Source organism: Nitrospira sp. M1 (genome assembly GCF_965152605.1).
This window is the reverse complement of the sequence record NZ_OZ224217.1, coordinates 612,139-628,114: the sequence shown is the minus strand read 5'-3', so window position 1 is coordinate 628,114 and position 15,976 is coordinate 612,139. Positions and strand designations below refer to the sequence as shown.

Annotated in this window: 20 protein-coding genes; 5 read left to right on the top strand and 15 right to left on the bottom strand. The window is 48.1% G+C overall.

Annotated features, from left to right (window positions below):
- Window positions 1-110 precede the first annotated feature (110 nt).
- The 15 genes from ACWHX8_RS02980 to ACWHX8_RS02910 form a co-directional block, all read right to left on the bottom strand.
- Window positions 111-1,085 (bottom strand): beta-ketoacyl-ACP synthase III, encoded by a 975-nt coding sequence (locus ACWHX8_RS02980; protein WP_447970490.1) that lies wholly within the window; start codon window positions 1,083-1,085, stop codon window positions 111-113.
- Window positions 1,082-2,113: a phosphate acyltransferase PlsX gene (plsX, locus tag ACWHX8_RS02975; RefSeq protein WP_447970489.1), complete on the bottom strand. Its 1,032-nt coding sequence runs from the start codon at window positions 2,111-2,113 to the stop codon at window positions 1,082-1,084. Before plsX ends, ACWHX8_RS02980 begins: the two co-directional genes overlap by 4 nt.
- Window positions 2,114-2,162: 49 nt before the next feature.
- Entirely contained in the window at window positions 2,163-2,345 is a 183-nt protein-coding gene (rpmF, locus tag ACWHX8_RS02970; RefSeq protein WP_447970488.1) for a 50S ribosomal protein L32, read from the bottom strand.
- A 73-nt stretch (window positions 2,346-2,418) separates the two neighbouring features.
- The gene (locus tag ACWHX8_RS02965) at window positions 2,419-3,003 is read right to left on the bottom strand and encodes a YceD family protein (RefSeq protein ID WP_447970487.1); all 585 of its coding nucleotides are present in this window, start codon (window positions 3,001-3,003) and stop codon (window positions 2,419-2,421) included.
- Window positions 3,004-3,069: 66 nt separating this feature from the next.
- Window positions 3,070-3,312, bottom strand: coding sequence for a 30S ribosomal protein S18 (gene rpsR, locus ACWHX8_RS02960; RefSeq protein WP_447971848.1), 243 nt, complete (start codon window positions 3,310-3,312; stop codon window positions 3,070-3,072).
- A gap of 6 nt (window positions 3,313-3,318) precedes the next feature.
- A complete protein-coding gene (locus ACWHX8_RS02955; protein ID WP_447970486.1) occupies window positions 3,319-3,720 on the bottom strand; it encodes a single-stranded DNA-binding protein in 402 nt (133 codons plus the stop codon).
- Window positions 3,704-4,084: a 30S ribosomal protein S6 gene (gene rpsF, locus ACWHX8_RS02950; protein ID WP_447970485.1), complete on the bottom strand. Its 381-nt coding sequence runs from the start codon at window positions 4,082-4,084 to the stop codon at window positions 3,704-3,706. The genes ACWHX8_RS02955 and rpsF overlap by 17 nt, the downstream gene beginning before the upstream one ends.
- 228 nt (window positions 4,085-4,312) lie before the next feature.
- Complete coding sequence (gene pth / locus ACWHX8_RS02945; protein WP_447970484.1) at window positions 4,313-4,888, bottom strand: aminoacyl-tRNA hydrolase; 576 nt, start codon at window positions 4,886-4,888, stop codon at window positions 4,313-4,315.
- A gap of 3 nt (window positions 4,889-4,891) precedes the next feature.
- Window positions 4,892-5,596 carry a 50S ribosomal protein L25 gene (locus ACWHX8_RS02940; RefSeq protein ID WP_447970483.1) on the bottom strand — a complete coding sequence of 235 codons (705 nt, stop codon included), beginning with the start codon at window positions 5,594-5,596 and terminating at the stop codon, window positions 4,892-4,894.
- A gap of 125 nt (window positions 5,597-5,721) precedes the next feature.
- Window positions 5,722-6,663: a ribose-phosphate diphosphokinase gene (locus tag ACWHX8_RS02935; protein WP_447970482.1), complete on the bottom strand. Its 942-nt coding sequence runs from the start codon at window positions 6,661-6,663 to the stop codon at window positions 5,722-5,724.
- Window positions 6,664-6,817: 154 nt separating this feature from the next.
- Window positions 6,818-7,711 (bottom strand): 4-(cytidine 5'-diphospho)-2-C-methyl-D-erythritol kinase, encoded by an 894-nt coding sequence (gene ispE / locus ACWHX8_RS02930; protein WP_447970481.1) that lies wholly within the window; start codon window positions 7,709-7,711, stop codon window positions 6,818-6,820.
- A gap of 59 nt (window positions 7,712-7,770) precedes the next feature.
- The gene (locus tag ACWHX8_RS02925; protein WP_447970480.1) at window positions 7,771-8,988 is read right to left on the bottom strand and encodes a type II secretion system F family protein; all 1,218 of its coding nucleotides are present in this window, start codon (window positions 8,986-8,988) and stop codon (window positions 7,771-7,773) included.
- Between the two features lie 64 nt (window positions 8,989-9,052).
- Window positions 9,053-10,165, bottom strand: a complete 1,113-nt coding sequence (locus ACWHX8_RS02920) for a type IV pilus twitching motility protein PilT (protein ID WP_447970479.1) — start codon at window positions 10,163-10,165, stop codon at window positions 9,053-9,055.
- A gap of 16 nt (window positions 10,166-10,181) precedes the next feature.
- Window positions 10,182-12,014, bottom strand: a complete 1,833-nt coding sequence (locus ACWHX8_RS02915) for a GspE/PulE family protein (RefSeq protein ID WP_447970478.1) — start codon at window positions 12,012-12,014, stop codon at window positions 10,182-10,184.
- A gap of 20 nt (window positions 12,015-12,034) precedes the next feature.
- On the bottom strand, window positions 12,035-12,601 hold the full coding sequence (locus ACWHX8_RS02910; RefSeq protein WP_447970477.1) for a CDP-alcohol phosphatidyltransferase family protein: 567 nt from the start codon (window positions 12,599-12,601) through the stop codon (window positions 12,035-12,037).
- A 211-nt stretch (window positions 12,602-12,812) separates the two neighbouring features.
- Here ACWHX8_RS02910 and ACWHX8_RS02905 point away from each other — a divergent pair, with 211 nt between their 5' ends.
- The 5 genes from ACWHX8_RS02905 to ACWHX8_RS02885 all read left to right on the top strand — a co-directional run bounded on the left by ACWHX8_RS02905 (window position 12,813) and on the right by ACWHX8_RS02885 (window position 15,879).
- Complete coding sequence (locus ACWHX8_RS02905; RefSeq protein WP_447970476.1) at window positions 12,813-13,130, top strand: hypothetical protein; 318 nt, start codon at window positions 12,813-12,815, stop codon at window positions 13,128-13,130.
- A gap of 168 nt (window positions 13,131-13,298) precedes the next feature.
- Complete coding sequence (locus tag ACWHX8_RS02900) at window positions 13,299-13,901, top strand: hypothetical protein (protein WP_447970475.1); 603 nt, start codon at window positions 13,299-13,301, stop codon at window positions 13,899-13,901.
- A gap of 15 nt (window positions 13,902-13,916) precedes the next feature.
- Window positions 13,917-14,408 (top strand): FKBP-type peptidyl-prolyl cis-trans isomerase, encoded by a 492-nt coding sequence (locus tag ACWHX8_RS02895; protein WP_447970474.1) that lies wholly within the window; start codon window positions 13,917-13,919, stop codon window positions 14,406-14,408.
- A gap of 422 nt (window positions 14,409-14,830) precedes the next feature.
- On the top strand, window positions 14,831-15,109 hold the full coding sequence (locus ACWHX8_RS02890; RefSeq protein ID WP_447970473.1) for a hypothetical protein: 279 nt from the start codon (window positions 14,831-14,833) through the stop codon (window positions 15,107-15,109).
- Between the two features lie 401 nt (window positions 15,110-15,510).
- Window positions 15,511-15,879, top strand: coding sequence for a hypothetical protein (locus tag ACWHX8_RS02885; RefSeq protein WP_447970472.1), 369 nt, complete (start codon window positions 15,511-15,513; stop codon window positions 15,877-15,879).
- Window positions 15,880-15,976 lie beyond the last annotated feature (97 nt).

The window sequence follows — 15,976 nt, the reverse complement described above, 5'->3', positions numbered from 1 at the left end:
CTCGTTTACTCAGCATCAACAATACCCATGATACTCTCCTCTGGTCACAGACTCATGCTACGAGATGCCTCAAAAACACGTATTTGATTTTTGAACTGTCGCATAGTGTCTTACCATCGAATAAGTCCGGAAGCCCACGTGAGCCCCGCCCCAAATGCCGCTATCAGTAACAAATCTCCTGGACGAATCCGACCTGACAGCACTGCTTCATCCAGGGCTAACGGAATTGATGCGGCCGAGGTGTTTCCGAAACGATCAAGATTGATAACCGTCTTCTCCAGTGGAAGCTTTAGACGTTGAGCAACCGCCTTCAGGATACGAATATTGGCTTGATGGGGAACAAAAACATCGACATCATCAATAGACCGACGGTTGAAAGTCAAGACTTCATGCACGGAATCCTCCATGGTCTTGACTGCGACCTTAAACGTTTCATTCCCCTTCATCTTGACAAATTGAAGACGTTCCTTCATGACGTGTTCCGAGGCCGGAAGACGTGAACCTCCGCCTGGCACTTGTATGAGCTCTGCATGATCACCATCACCATGGAGATGAACCGAGAGGATACCATTGTCGCCTTCCGACTTTCCGACAACCACGGCTCCGGCACCGTCACCAAACAACACACAGGTGTTACGATCCGTCCAATCTGTAATCGAAGACATGACTTCTGCTCCGATTACTAGAACGTAGCCTAGACCTGTTTGGACATACGAATTGGCTAAGGCCAACGCATAGACAAATCCACAACAGGCCGCATTGAGATCAAATGCTGCCGCTCGTGTCGCCCCAATTTGCTGTTGAACGAGACAGGCCGTGGATGGGAGAGGCGAGTCTCCAGTACAGGTGCCTACGATAATCAGATCAAGCTGTGCGGCCTGGATACCAGCCTGGGCCAAGGCCTTTTGTGCAGCTTTGGTGGCTAAATCCGAACAGGCCTCCCCTGGTCCAACTAATCGACGCTCTCGAATTCCCGTTCGTTCCACGATCCAGGAGTCGGACGTTTCCACCATTTTTTCCAGATCGGTATTGGTCAGGATACGATCAGGAACATACGACCCTGTTCCAAGAATTCGACTTTTCATGGCTGAACAACTGGTGGGGTTTCAGGAATGGAAACCTTGAGGCCATCAGCAATATCGGCACGAAGCTGCTCCACAAATCCACCATCCGCAAGCTTATGGGCTCGACAAATGGCATTTTTGATGGCCTTTGCCGAAGAGCGACCATGACAAATCATACTAATCCCATTGACCCCGAGTAACGGCGCTCCTCCAAACTCGGCATAATCCGTCCGACGACGAAGACGCAGCAACGGACCGGCAATAAAGAGATACGACAATCGTCCAAGACGAGATTGAGCAATCTCCTTCATCAACATTTTTTTGATGGCATCGGCAAGACCTTCAGAGATTTTTAAGGCAACGTTTCCTAAAAAACCATCACACACAATCACATCGGCATTGCCGCTATACACATCACGGCCTTCGATATTCCCAATAAAATTAATTGGACTACTCTTTAATAATCGAAACGCTTCTTTTGTGACGTCATTACCCTTCGTGTCTTCTTCACCAATACTCAAAATGCCCACACGAGGTTTCTCCACCTCTAAGACATGCTTGCCATATTCATTCCCCATAATCCCAAACTGATAGAGCTGTTTTGCCGTACAATCAACAGTCGCGCCCACATCCAACATGACAGCATTCCCTTGCCGAGTAGGCAGACTAGCCGCAATGGCAGGACGTTCCACCCCTTGAATCGACCCAAGAAGAAAAAAGGCCGAGACCATTGTGGCACCCGTATTGCCAGCACTGACGACAGCTTGAACGTCACCAGTCTTGACAAGCTTGGTTGCCACCCAGATTGAGGAATCCCGCTTCTTTCTTGCAATCGAAGCCGGCAATTCCTGCATCCCCACTACTTGAGATGCATGGCAAATGTGGAGTGCTGTTTTTTTCCCTTTGATCGTATCAAGATGGGCCTGAATCTTTTCTTGATCACCAACTAAGATGATTTCGTCACCAAGCTCTTTGGCCGCTTGCATCGCGCCATCAACGAGAGGAGGTAACCCAAAATCACCCCCCATCGCGTCAAGTGCAATTTTCATAGTCCAACCGAGAGATTAGTGAGTCACAAGAAATGGAAAGAGAGATCTCTTATCCCTCTTCAACGGCAATAATGGCCATTCCCTTATACGTACCGCAATTGAGGCAAGTGGTATGTGGAAGCTTTGGTTCGTGGCATTGGGGACAGAGAGAGAGATTAGGAGGGGAAAGTTTGATCTGTCCTCGCCGTTTATCTCGACGTGCACGTGAAATTTTATGTTTAGGATTTGCCATTGCAAATGTACCTTCCTAGTCTAGAGGCTTCGTCGATTTTGTTCGACAACATTTCACTGTATGCGAATAAAAATTATAGATTTTTCTTCAATTGCTGCAGGGCTGACACCATTGGGGAAAAATGCACGGTATCGGCACAGGCACAAGACGACTGATTGAGGTTCGTTCCACAATGCTGACATAACCCTCGACAATCGGACTGGCAAAGCCTCTGAATAGGTGTACCAAGGATACACTGCTCACGTAACATGATGTCCAATTCAACTTGATCGTCTTGGCAAGGATAAATTTCCTCAATCTGCTCAAACCCGATATCGGAAGACTCTTCATCGAGCACAACAGTTGTCGACTCGATTTTTGTCTGTTCTCCTTGAAAAAGTCCAAGGCAGGGCAGGACGATCAACTCTTGATACTCTCCCAGACACCTCACACATTCTCGAAAAATAGTTCCCGATAACGTTCCTTTGACACAGACCCCTTCTGGACTATGACAAATATCACAATCTAAATGCAGGGGATCTACAATCCGACCTTCATCTCGGGTCAGCTCTAAATCATCTTGACCGACATCATAATTTAAATGAAACCCCTCCTGAGGAATATCCTGAACAAGGAATTTCAATGAGGTCGGTGCAATAGATACCTTTTTCTTCGCCATCTCGATCACACTCTTTGCTTCATACCCATTCATGAACGCTATGGCGCACAGTTATGGCCAGAATAATTATCGTTCTTCTGCAAACGAGAGTATGGCAATTTGTCGAGCTCGCTTGATTGCAACGGTTAAACGTCGCTGATGTCTCAAGCAATTTCCAGATGTTCGCCGCGGAATGATCCGCCCTCGCTCAGTTAAAAAATTCCTGAGCAACCCCACATCTTTGTAATCGAGGGGGGTGCTGTCATGACAAAATCGACACAGTCGACGTCGTTGAAACAATCGTCCACGTTCCACAAATACTTCTCCTATCTACCCTCAGGAGGAATAATAGTCTGCATCATACGAGGGTTCTTCTACCATATCCGTTTCTCCACCACCTTGTTGGGGACCACGCTTCGGCATAAACGTCACATTTTGGGCCACCACTTCATGCTTACTACGTTTCTGGCCATCTTCCGTTTCCCAGCGACGTTGTTGAAGTCGACCATCAACAATTGCGCCATCCCCCTTACTCAAGTATTGCCCACAATGTTCGGCTTGACGGCCAAACACGACAATATCGACGTAACAAACCTCTTCTTTAGGTTCATCCGCCTGCTTGTACCGTCGGTTAACCGCAAGCGGGAAATTCACAACAGGAGTGCCACTTGGAGTGTACCGAAGTTCTGGGTTTCTTGTAAGATTCCCGATAAGAATGACCTTATTGAACCCGGTCATCTGACGACTCGGCTCCCACTGTTACGGTCTCTTGACTTTCCGTATTCTCAGTTTCAGGTGTTGCTGTTTTCACCTGATCAGCTTGGATCTCAACGGTCAGAAACTTCATCACTCCATCTTCCATACGATGGAAACGTTCCAACTCACTGACCGCGTTGCCTTTTCCTTCGAATTGAATGATGAGGTACGTCCCCCGTCGCTCATGTTGAATATCATAAGCGAGCTTCTTTTTGCCTTCATTCGTGATATTCAGTACGGAGGCGCCAGACTTCACAATAGTTTCTGTAATTTTTTCTGTCAGTTTCGTAATTTCTTCATCAGTCTGAGACGGAGACACAATACATACGGATTCATATATTTTCATAGATTACCCTCAACAAGATCGCTTAGATAATTAGGTCTACTCAGGAGGACAAGGAATGAAAAGTATCACAGGTGAAAAGAGAGAGTCAAACAAACAACCACCGGCATTCCTAACACACGAAAACCCCTTCTCTTCCACACAGCACATGACCTACCTGAATATATGACATTTTCAAATGTTCGATGAAATCTTACCGTGTCTGACTAATAGGGTAGGCGCAACGGAGACTCAGACTTCCGGCGTCTGCTGGACATTGAACTGATTCATTGCAGCTTCAGGGCCGTTACTGATCAACACCTCTAGAGCATCAACCGCTCGCGAGAGTACCGCATCCAAAGAGATAACCTCAGACGAAGAAAACGGTGAAAGCACATATTCAGCAACATCTAGACCTGGAAGTGGATGACCAATACCGACTTTTAGCCGACAAAACTGATCAGACTTTGAAGAGGCTAAAATTGAACGTATGCCATTATGCCCACCCGCACCTCCACGCGTTTTGATACGCAAGGTCCCAAAATTCAAATCTAAGTCATCATACACGACGACCAGATCACTGACAGAAACCTCGCCGCAACGGAGAAGATCTTCCACAACCACACCCGCCCGATTCATCCAGGTTTGGGGAAGAACCAGCTGAACCTGGCGTGCGTTGATGACTCCACTCCCCTGAATCGCATTCGTGCCTTGGGTGAAAGAAATGTGCTGCTTTTGCCCAAAACGTTCAACAACCATTCGTCCAACATTGTGGCGAGTCGCTGAATATTGCACTCCAGGGTTACCAAGGCCAATGATACACAGCAAAAGTTACTTCTTGGCCTCCTTCCCCTTACCGTCGCCTTTCGCGTCTGCAGCAGGTGCGGCCTCAGCCTTTTCATCAGCCTTAGACTCAGCCTGTCCTCCTTCTTCCGCTTCACGAGATAAAAGGGCCTCGAGTTTGGCTTCTGAGATTTTGGCAACTACATGTATGACCATCAAATCTTCATCATCCAAAACCTTGACTCCAGAAGGGACCACCACATCTTTTACATGAATTCCCTGTCCCACTTCCAAACTTGACGCATCGACTTCGACATGGTCGGGGATCTGAGCCGGAAGACATTCAATATGGAGTTCGCGAAGTACATTCTGGAGCAGCCCGCCTTCCTTCACTCCAATTGGCGTCTCCCCGATAGTGGCCACAGGCACTTTGACGCGAATGGGTTTATCCATCGACACTTCAAAGAGATCGACATGGAGAATGGTTCCAATAATTGGATCTAGCTGATAGTCTTGCAACACAGCCACGCGTTGTTCTTGCTTGCCATCTCCCCCCGTCACCTGTACGGTCAATAGCCCAGTGTGGCCAGCTTGAGACAGAATGACATCTCTCGCAACCTTGGGTTCCATTGATAACAAGAGCGAGTTTCCACTGCCATACAGCACTGCTGGAATGCGCCCTAAACGTCGTAATTCACGGGCCGGCCCCTTGCCAGCTTTGTCTCTTCTCTCTACATTAATTTCAAATTTCATCGAAAGGTCCTCACTTTAGCTCGGGATATTGGCAATCAATGCTTTTCTATCTATGGTTTCTCTAGGTTCACTCTGCACATTCATAGCACAAGGTATCGTAGGCACGAAGGTGAAGGGAGACATCACTACACGAATAATGACGTGACCGACTCCTCGCGATGAATCCTCAAGATCGCTTCACCCAATAACGGTGCCACTGACAAAGCATGAAGCTTGGAACATTGCTGATCCCTCCCATCAAGTGGAATTGTATTGGTCACCACAATCTCACTCAAGCAAGACTTCTGTAACCGATCAAGAGCCGGACCTGATAAGACAGCATGTGTACACCCAGCAATTGCGCTCACGGCTCCGTTATCCATGCACGCTTGGGCTGTTTGCACAATGGTTCCAGCGGTATCAATCATATCATCAAGTAACAGGACACGCTTCCCTTTCACTTCCCCGATAATATTCATGACCTCGGCCTTATTGGCCATCTCACGTCGCTTATCAATAATGGCCAACGCAGCGTCTATCCGCTTGGCAAAGGCTCGAGCCCGCTCAACACCTCCGGCATCTGGAGAGACGACCACCACATCTTCATAGCCCTCTTTCGTGAAATGCTCCAACAACACTGGGGTGGCATAGAGGTGATCGACGGGAATATTGAAAAACCCTTGAATGGGCCCCGCATGCAGATCCATAGTCAGAATCCGTTGGGCTCCAGCGACGGTCAAGAGGTCGGCCATCAACTTCGCGCTAATTGGCACCCGAGGCTGATCTTTTCGATCTTGTCGTCCATAGCCATAATAAGGAATCACTGCCGTAATTCTGGATGCGGAGGAACGCTTCACGGCATCCAGCATAATCAGCAATTCCATGATCGATGTATTGACTGGAGCACAGCAAGATTGGATGAGAAACACATCGGCTCCCCGAACGTTTTCTTCAATCCTGACATGAATTTCACCATCACTAAACGTGGTCACCATTGCCGCGCTGAGCTCTTGGCCAACATACGCGGAAATTTCCTTGGCCAAAGCCACATTGGAATTTCCAGTAAATAACTTTAATTCTTTAGGCATCTATCACCCCTAACAACAGCTACGCACACCCATTCCCCCATCCCTTTGAGGGAACATGGCAAAGCCTCGTACGATAATTCGACATTTATGAGGTTGTCAACTAAGAACACTGACAGGCTGGTAGCATGCAAGCAAAACCCAAGTCTATTATGACTTATTTCTGAACGAGCGCAAGCCTTGAGGCACTTGTTGGCACACAAAATACTTGCATGTGAGGATTTTGCATTATTTGCTCCGAAGCCTTCACCGCAGTGTGCTCCTCAGAAAAGACTCCAAATACCGTCGAGCCACTCCCTGACAAGAGAGCAACGTCAGCTCCTAGTGAGCATAATTCATCTTTGATCTCGCACAGTCGATGGTGTGCGGGAAAAAGGGCCGATTCAAAATCATTTTCAATGTGCGGAAGCAAATCTTGAAAGTCCAAGGCTTCTCTCTGCTGAAGTGTGTGTAACTCTGCCGAGAGTTGAGGGACTTGCGTTCGAGATTGCGCAATTTGTTGATACGCCCACCCAGTTTCTATAGAGAATCCTGGATTGACTAGCAGGATCCATCGAGACCCCGTAATGGTCATTGGAGCTACGTCCTGCCCCCAGCCACGGATGAGCGCCTGTGGCCCGTAGAAAAAAAATGGCACATCACTTCCTAGCTCTGCACCGAGTTCAGCCATTTCCGACCAAGACCAGCGTAACTGAAACAATTGGACAAGCCCGAAAATTGTGGCGGCAGCATCACTACTCCCCCCACCTAACCCTGCCCCCATTGGAATGTGTTTCTCTAAAGAGATTTCAACGCCTGCATCAATGCCAGCCTTTTTTAAGACCACCGCGGCAGCACGATACACTAAATTATCAATTCCCTGGGGAACGTGACCCGGCTGGCATGTCAACTGAATGCCTTGAGAGGAAGATGTCGTTCGTAAAGACACGTGATCAAAAAGATCAACTGTCTGCATGATTGACCATAATTCATGATACCCGTTAGGCAGACGCCCAAGGACTTTGAGGATCAGATTGATCTTAGCTGGAGCCCGAACCTGAACTTCACGCACGTGGGCCTTCAACGTCATACGCTTTTTGTTGATTGATGTGTATCGAGAAAATTCAGCACTTAAATTAAGGCACCCATAGAAAACAACGGCAGGTACATTGCCACAACCATCACACCAATTCCTAGTCCAATGAACAGAATCACCATCGGCTCTAATAACGATGTTAACACGGTGACCGTTCGATCCATTTCCTGTTCATACAGGTCGGCAATCTGCTCTAACATGGTATCTAACGCGCCCGTGGACTCTCCCACACGAATCATGTGCGTGACCAGGGGAGGGAAAATGGCACTCTGCGCCAGAGGCTGGGCAATCGTTTCTCCTTCACGAATTCGTAGACGCACATGTTGAATCGTCTCTTCGACAAGTCGATTGCCCGAGACTTTACCTGCCACAGTCAGTCCCTCAAGAATAGGCACTCCACTATTCAACAAAATTCCTAACGTACGGGCAAATTGCACAACACTCGACTTCTGAAATAATCGACTCACAAGCGGTGCGGTGAGCAGAAACGCATCAACGGCTCTTCTTCCCTTCGACGTGCGGTACAGTCGGAACCCGACGAACACGAATACGACTAACACTCCCCCTAACAATACGACATGTTCCTGCATCCCAATGCTCAAGTCCAACACAGTTTGAGTCAACCAGGGCAGCGTGTCGCCAAATTCTGTAAACATCTGATCAAATAACGGCACGACCCACATGAGCATACATACGAGAACCAGGAATGCGACTCCGAATAATGTCACGGGATACGCCAGTGCAGAGAGAATACGCCCTTTGAGCGTTGCCTGCCGTTGCATATATGTCCCTAATCGAATCAACAAGGCATCCATCATCCCCGTCGTTTCACCCACTTCAATCATGTTGACATAGAAATCATTAAAAACTCGTGGGTACTTTCTGAGGGACTCAGCTAAACCGACACCTCGTTCCACATCTTGGTGAACACGACTCAGAATGCCTCGAAGAGGCTGACTGTCGGAATGACGAGACAGGGTGGCAAGACACTCGAGAAGTGGAATTCCAGCCTTGAGCATCGTGGCAAATTGTTGCGTAAATGACAAAAGATCCTGCGTGTTGACTCTGCCCGTTCCGATGTCTTCTATCCATTGCTTCAAATTCATGAAACCAACGGATTTTTGATTCATGCGCGTCACCAACACCTGACGTTGCCGTATCATAGAAACTGCTGCCTTCGCACTCTCTGCGATGACTTCGCCTTGAACCATTTGCCCGCCAGGACTTTTTCCGGTGTAAGTAAAGACTGCCATACAATATCCCTACGACGAACGCACCCCGTTAACACATGGGGCACGAACGAACACAATTATTGATTCAATGAGATCGAAGTTGAGTGAGACGACCAGCCAGTGCGCGCTCTCCGCCAGATCGATCAAGTAAACGCGATAATTCCTCAGGTTGAGAGGTCGAAGCCAACGCAGCCTGAGCAGTGATCATCCGACGTCGACAAAGATCTGCCAGCGCTTGATTCATGGTTTGCATGCCATGCTTGGCCTGCCCCGTTTGCATCATTGAATAAATTTGATGAATTTTATCCTCTCGAATTAAATTTCGTATCGCAGGCGTAGGGATTAGGACTTCAATGGCCAACACGCGTCCCCGGCCCGTAGCACTCGGAATTAACCGTTGTGAAATGACACACTCCAACACCATAGACAGCTGTGCGCGCACCTCATCTTGTTGATGAGGAGGATGAATAGCAATCAGCCGGTTCAACGTCTGGGTAGCCGAATTGGTATGAACGGTTGCAAGAGTCAAATGGCCTGTCTCTGCCACTGTCAACGCCGCATGAATTGTGTCAAGATCGCGTAACTCGCCAAGACACACGACATCAGGATCCTGACGCAACACCCCTTTTAACGCAGTATGAAAATCCGTGACATCCGTGCCAATTTCTCGTTGCGTAATGAGCGATTTTTGGGGGGTATAGAGAAACTCGACGGGGTCTTCAAGCGTCACAATGTGCGCAGACCGCACACGGTTAATACCATCAATAATGGCTGAGAGCGTCGTACTTTTCCCACTTCCCGTCGGCCCGGCCACCAGAAGTAACCCCTGCGGCCGGTGAATGAAATCCGATAACACCGAGGGAAGATCCAACTCCTCAAAAGACGGAGCACGGTGCGGAATCACTCGCAATGCGACAGCGGTCGAACCACGTTGTGTATACACGTGACACCGAAACCGTCCGTGCGGTTCCAATGTGAGAGAGCAGTCGACTTCTTTCTGTTTGGAGAGGTGAGTCTGTTGTTCGTCTGTCAACAACTCTTTCAGATAGAGCTGGACTTCTTGAGGGGTCAGCGGAGGTCCTTCAAGTGGTTGCAATTGGCCATCGACACGAATACGCGGAAGACTTCCCACCGCGAGATGAAGATCCGAACCTATCCGTTCGACTACCAGCTGACACAGGCCTTGAAGGGTGCGCATACAATGCTCTCAACACTTACCGTTCATCATCGGCATCGGTGGCGACTAACACTTCATCCACCGTGGTTATTCCCAGTTGTATCTTGTGTAAGCCACTGGCCCGCAGAGAGATTAACCCTGAACGCCGGGCACAGGCTTTCAGTTCATGAGCCGGAGCACGCTGAAGAATCCGGTCGTGCAACTCAACAGACAAGGAAAGGACTTCAATAATTGCCACTCTTCCCTTGAAGCCAGTCTCGTGACAACGTGAACATCCTCGTCCCCTCATTGGGTTCAGAGAATCTACCTCTTCTGGCTTAACCCCTAATAAGGCTAATTGATGACGAGGCACAGAATCTGGTTCCTTACACGACTCACAGATTTTCCGAATCAGTCGCTGGGCCATAACGAGAGATAGGGCAGATGAGACAAGAAAAGGCTCAATCCCCATGTCTAATAATCGCGTCACAGCCTGTGGAGCATCAGTCGTATGCAGCGTTGACAGAACGCGATGACCAGTCAATGCCGCCTGTACCGCTATATTCGCGGTTTCTTGGTCACGTATTTCTCCAACCATCATGACATCGGGGTCTTGTCGAAGAAAAGAACGAAGCCCTGTGGCAAACGTCAGACCAATATCTTCTTTGGTTTGAAGTTGATTGATGCCTGCCAATTGATACTCAACAGGATCTTCAACCGTCACAATATTCACGCTGGGTGAGTTCAGAAACTGAAGAGCAGAGTAGAGTGTCGTGGTCTTCCCACTCCCCGTTGGACCAGTCACTAATATCATGCCATGCGGATCTTCAAGTGCGGATGTCACTCGTGCAAGACTCTCTGAATCAAACCCTAATTGCGTCAGGTCTAGCTTGAGATTTGATCGGTCAAGAATTCTCAAGACAGCCTTTTCCCCATAAAAACAGGGAAGAATTGACACACGGACATCACAGTCTCGACCTCCAGGCCATGTTACGTTCATTCGACCATCTTGCGGAAGTCGCCGCTCGGCAATATTCAGGTTAGACATAATTTTGATTCGAGCCGTCATAGCCCGATGAACATTTCTGGGAAGATGCATGACTGTACGCAACACCCCATCTAAACGAAATCGCACACGAACAAAGGCCGCGTAGGGTTCGATATGAATGTCGCTCGCCTCCGCTTCTCCCGCCTGTTCCAGAAGTCGATTCACCAGATGAATAATTGGGGCTCGCTCTTCGGCATGATCAACTCCGCCTTCGCTCTCTTCCCCTAATGGCAAAGAAGATGTTACCTCGTTTAAGCAGGCCTGAAGATCGGCAAACCCCGGCATAGAACCCCCAGCATCCCCCATATACCCTGGGTTCGCCCCTTGAGGTAACGATCGAGACGAATCCAGACCTGGCGCCGCCCCATGTACTGCCTGTTCCTGTCGATCACGAATACTATTCTCAGAACGTTCTTCTTGCCGGTAGAGCCGACGAATCGCTGCTTGAATGTCTGACTCCATCGCTACAATAGGTACGACATGAACCCCAACAAGAAATTTGATTTCATCGAGCACGCTCGTATTGGAAGGATCTACCATCGCTAACATCAATCGCGAACCAGTCTTGCGGACGGGGACTACCGTATATTTTTGCGCCACATCCACGGGAATCAGCGCAAGCAGCTCACGCTCTACCTGACATGTCGACAAATCGATCGTGGACACGCCGTATTGCTGACTCAGAAATTGCAGCAAGGTCACTTCTGAGACGGCCCCCATCTCAACAAGAATACTCCCCAAGCGGCTCCCACTCAGTTCTTGGACTTGAAGGGCTGTGCGAACTTGCTCTTCAGAAACCACCTGTGCCTCTAACAAGAGCTGCCCCATTCGTTCTCGTATCATAACTTGCATCAATCCTTGCATTACCCTTGGCTATTGAGACTCATTACTCCTCGATACAAATAATGAGCACCCGATGCAACCGTCAGAGTGGCCATGACTCCCAAAACTGGTTGAATAGTGTAGGCAGGCACATGACCGGTCATCATCAGGACAACCATCGTGATGTAGATCAATTGAAACAAGGTTGTCCCTTTTCCAAGCACCGTCGGATCAATATTAACGGGCGACTCAGTCACACGTGCCAATAATGTCCCGGTCAATAGGATGACATCACGACTCACTACCATGATCACGGCCCAGACCGGCACCAGATGTAAAACCGATAACGTCAAAAAGGCCGACATTAAAAGAATTTTATCGGCAAGAGGATCGAGGTAGGCTCCGATTCGAGTTTGTTGGTTGGCCATCCTCGCGATCGCCCCGTCCAGGCCATCGGTTAACGCGGCAACAATCAGCGTCAAAAGAGCTTGGTTATAATGTTCATAGATTAAAAACCCTACAAAAACAGGAACGAGAATAATCCGAAGTACGGTAAGGCAGTTGGGGATATTGAGCGGAATTCCATCCGAAAGTGACACACGGTCCATTTGGCCATCCCAACATTAAAGGTGAAGAACCCTGACCGGCTTACGTACCCTGCAGAAAGAGTAAGTGTTGGATCTTTTGGAAGTCAACCTGGATACCGTTCAAGATCCCACGATTTCATGACTTGCGAGTCGACTCATTCAAACCTATAATCACGACCAGGTTGACCATGAAGTAATCCGATATCCGTTTGACCCACATGGAGTTTTCATCATGAGTACCCTGCCCTTGTCATTCCGCGCACGAAATACTATCGTCGAAAAACATCAATTAGAAGGCACCGACCCGAGTGACCGATATTTTAATCGCCTCATGCCGATTAAGCGTGTTGACCGGGGTTATACGACAAGCATTATGTATGAAGCCTTGATTATTGAGAGTGACAATCATCGAACAGTCCAAGCCGCCATTTCCGATGTCGTGAACAAACTGCAGGAACACGGATTCACCAAAATCCGAACCAGAATCAACTTCAAAGGACAACGATACCTAGCTGAAAAAGAATCGTGGATCGATTATCAAGACTCCTAACGTCACCGCATTACGACAATCCACATCACGGCCTTCTCCGTCTCAACAGACCAGCGTCTCTCAATAACCAAGGAGACGCATATTGAGAAAAATTCCCTATGACAATCGAACAACCTGCATAACGTAAGGTTTCATTCATTGAAGAGACTACTCGAGGAACCAGTACCCATGAGAGCACGCACTCCGTTTTCTACCCTATGGTTCAGCATCATTGTTACAGCCGTCTCGTTAACGACAGCAGTGGGAAGTTTTGCAGACGACACATTACGGAAATATGAAAATCACGGATTGTCCTTTCATCATCCATCTACCCTCAAACTCATGGGACCGGGAAGTACGAAAAAAATTCAAGGCATGCTGAATCAGCAATTGCACGGTATGGGGAATACGCAAGTCTCCGTGATTGCCCTGGATGTCTTGTTAGATCTCCCCGCTTTTCGCGTGATGATCGCGAAAGAACGCTTCGTCACGGAGCCGACTCCCCGCTACCTCATCGAAGAACGGCAACACTTTCTCGCAGAAGCGCAAAAACGGGGCATGGTCACGTCCTATGGCAAAATCACAGAAACCACGATTGCAGAACATTCCGCAATCGAGTTTCGAGACCTCGACAAAGGCGCCCAGGGCTATGGCAGTCGCGTGAGGATTCTCTGTGGAAAAGACACGTGGAATATAACATTTACAGGGCAAAACCAGGACACCTACCAAAAATTTCAAAACCACATAACGCAAATAATGGAATCAATTGTCATTTCAGAAACGTGCCAATAAATAGGAGGAAGTACGATGGCCTTAACCATTGAGAAACATTCGGTTGTCAGCATGCATTATACGCTCAAGGACAATGACGGCAATGTCCTGGATCGTTCAGAATCCTCGAAACCATTAACGTATTTACATGGTGCAGGGAATATCATCCCCGGACTGGAAAAAGCTCTCGCAGGAAAAGTCGAAAATGACTCACTGACCGTAAAGATTGAGCCTACTGAGGGCTATGGTGAAGTGAACCCCGAGCTCGTCAAAACTATCGAACGTGCAGCCTTTGAAGGTGTCGAAACGCTAGAACCTGGAATGACCTTTGAGGCCAAAGCTCCAGACGGAGCTTCTCAGCAAATCACGGTCACGAAAGTTGAAGGGGATGATGTCACGATCGACATCAATCACCCGCTTGCCGGTGTCACGCTAAACTTCGACATTCAAATTGTAGGAGTGCGGGAAGCCACAAAAGAAGAACTTGACCATGGGCACACCCATGATGGCGATGGGCATGATCATTAAATCATGACGGCCATAGAGTAGTTGGAGAACATACGTCAAAAAACGATTTAATCTTCAATCGTCGAACCCGACATTCAAATTGTCATAGTTCGAGGAGCCACGGAAGGACTATGTGCTAGACGCAACACCGCCATAGAAGACTCCTCTCCCCTCATAGCGTGTATCAAAACAATGAAAAGGTTATCGACGTTCCAAATAACTTCCGTTGATTGAAACGTCGCACTGCGCTGCGTTTATAATGTTTTCCTATTTGGAACTTATTTGGATTCGCAATTATACTGGAACAATTAATTCTAAAACTTCGCAAACGAAATTCTTGACTTCCACAGAACCGGCAGCAACAATGGCCTCAGACGTTTTCAGCCGGAAAACGCCGTACCTGGCGTATTTATTTACTCTCCCCCTCAGAAAGTGCAGGAAACATGATGAAAAAGCTTTTGATTCTCAGCGCAACAACCCTCTTGACCGTCGGCAGCCTGTTCTCGGTCGTGTATGCCGGTGACATCGAAGCGACAGTGGAATCGGTGAAGGGCGAAACTAAGGCCAAAGCGGCAGAAGCCAAAGGCGAAATCAACGCCCAGATGGAAGAAGCGAAAGGCAACGAGATGAAAGCAACCATGGAACGGGCAAAAGGGAAAGCCAACGCCACGCTGGAACGCGCAAAAGGAAAGTTCAACGAAATGAAAGCCAAGACGGAGTAACCTTTTCGAGTCCGTCAATTTCTCCTACCTACAGGCCTGACTTGCGTTTAACTTTTGAGTGCAAGTCAGGCCTCGTATTTTCAACAATAAATCATGACGAATGCCTGACCCCAATCTATTCTTCTCAACAGTTTCGAGTGGAAATTTTCTTAGCCTTCAGTCCTTCTTTGTTCAAGCTTCAGAGGACCCTCCCCGACCATTCATCCCCGCCCGTCCGGGTGAGGCACTCTGGCGAAAGAGAGCAACACATCGTAACTGACACGTAAGACTCACTGTGTGAATTAATTAAATGATATCCCACCGAATTTAACGATCGTAGAAAACCACTCAGTCACAACGCATACCCTATCCGTCCAGGAAATTCAAATTTAGCCGATAGTCTTTAGAACTGGAGGTGGGTCATGCGTAAAATTTGGGTGGCTGGATTCCTTGGAGCGTGTATTTTTAGCGGATGCGCTGGAGCTCATCACGCGACAGATGGTGAACTCGCGGATCTCTATCTCAGCACATTAGACGATAAACATTTCGCCTGGTGTACGGCGGATTTAGATCAGTGCCAAAAAGATATTGATAAATGGCAACAGACAGAACGAGGCCGTGTAATCTTACGTGAGCATGAAAAAGAACAGACAGGCAAGATACATCATGCCTATGAATTTACTGATGCTGTCGAGATAGGTCATGTCAGTGCGACTCCAACCAAGTATGGTCCTGATTTATTTCCAAAGAACGATACTCAAAATCATACGCATAGAAACGCGGTGCCCTAGCGTTGAGGTAATAACCAGAACCCCACTCGTTTTTCGTTCTAAGTTCTTTCTTCTAACCTACCAGGTTAGCAATACTTACATGAAAAACTCCTGTTTC

Excerpts from the sequence above, each read along its gene's own strand:
- ACWHX8_RS02910 (WP_447970477.1), bottom strand. The coding sequence starts at position 12,601 with ATGGACCGTGTGTCACTTTCGGATGGAATTCCGCTCAATATCCCCAAC.
- rpmF (WP_447970488.1), bottom strand. The coding sequence starts at position 2,345 with ATGGCAAATCCTAAACATAAAATTTCACGTGCACGTCGAGATAAACGG.
- ACWHX8_RS02915 (WP_447970478.1), bottom strand. The coding sequence starts at position 12,014 with ATGATACGAGAACGAATGGGGCAGCTCTTGTTAGAGGCACAGGTGGTT.
- ACWHX8_RS02940 (WP_447970483.1), bottom strand. The coding sequence starts at position 5,596 with ATGAAATTTGAAATTAATGTAGAGAGAAGAGACAAAGCTGGCAAGGGG.
- ACWHX8_RS02895 (WP_447970474.1), top strand. The coding sequence starts at position 13,917 with ATGGCCTTAACCATTGAGAAACATTCGGTTGTCAGCATGCATTATACG.
- ACWHX8_RS02885 (WP_447970472.1), top strand. The coding sequence starts at position 15,511 with ATGCGTAAAATTTGGGTGGCTGGATTCCTTGGAGCGTGTATTTTTAGC.
- ACWHX8_RS02920 (WP_447970479.1), bottom strand. The coding sequence starts at position 10,165 with ATGCGCACCCTTCAAGGCCTGTGTCAGCTGGTAGTCGAACGGATAGGT.
- plsX (WP_447970489.1), bottom strand. The coding sequence starts at position 2,113 with ATGAAAATTGCACTTGACGCGATGGGGGGTGATTTTGGGTTACCTCCT.
- ACWHX8_RS02935 (WP_447970482.1), bottom strand. The coding sequence starts at position 6,663 with ATGCCTAAAGAATTAAAGTTATTTACTGGAAATTCCAATGTGGCTTTG.
- ACWHX8_RS02955 (WP_447970486.1), bottom strand. The coding sequence starts at position 3,720 with ATGACCGGGTTCAATAAGGTCATTCTTATCGGGAATCTTACAAGAAAC.
- ACWHX8_RS02965 (WP_447970487.1), bottom strand. The coding sequence starts at position 3,003 with ATGGCGAAGAAAAAGGTATCTATTGCACCGACCTCATTGAAATTCCTT.
- ACWHX8_RS02900 (WP_447970475.1), top strand. The coding sequence starts at position 13,299 with ATGAGAGCACGCACTCCGTTTTCTACCCTATGGTTCAGCATCATTGTT.
- ACWHX8_RS02980 (WP_447970490.1), bottom strand. The coding sequence starts at position 1,085 with ATGAAAAGTCGAATTCTTGGAACAGGGTCGTATGTTCCTGATCGTATC.
- ACWHX8_RS02905 (WP_447970476.1), top strand. The coding sequence starts at position 12,813 with ATGAGTACCCTGCCCTTGTCATTCCGCGCACGAAATACTATCGTCGAA.
- rpsF (WP_447970485.1), bottom strand. The coding sequence starts at position 4,084 with ATGAAAATATATGAATCCGTATGTATTGTGTCTCCGTCTCAGACTGAT.
- ACWHX8_RS02890 (WP_447970473.1), top strand. The coding sequence starts at position 14,831 with ATGATGAAAAAGCTTTTGATTCTCAGCGCAACAACCCTCTTGACCGTC.
- ACWHX8_RS02925 (WP_447970480.1), bottom strand. The coding sequence starts at position 8,988 with ATGGCAGTCTTTACTTACACCGGAAAAAGTCCTGGCGGGCAAATGGTT.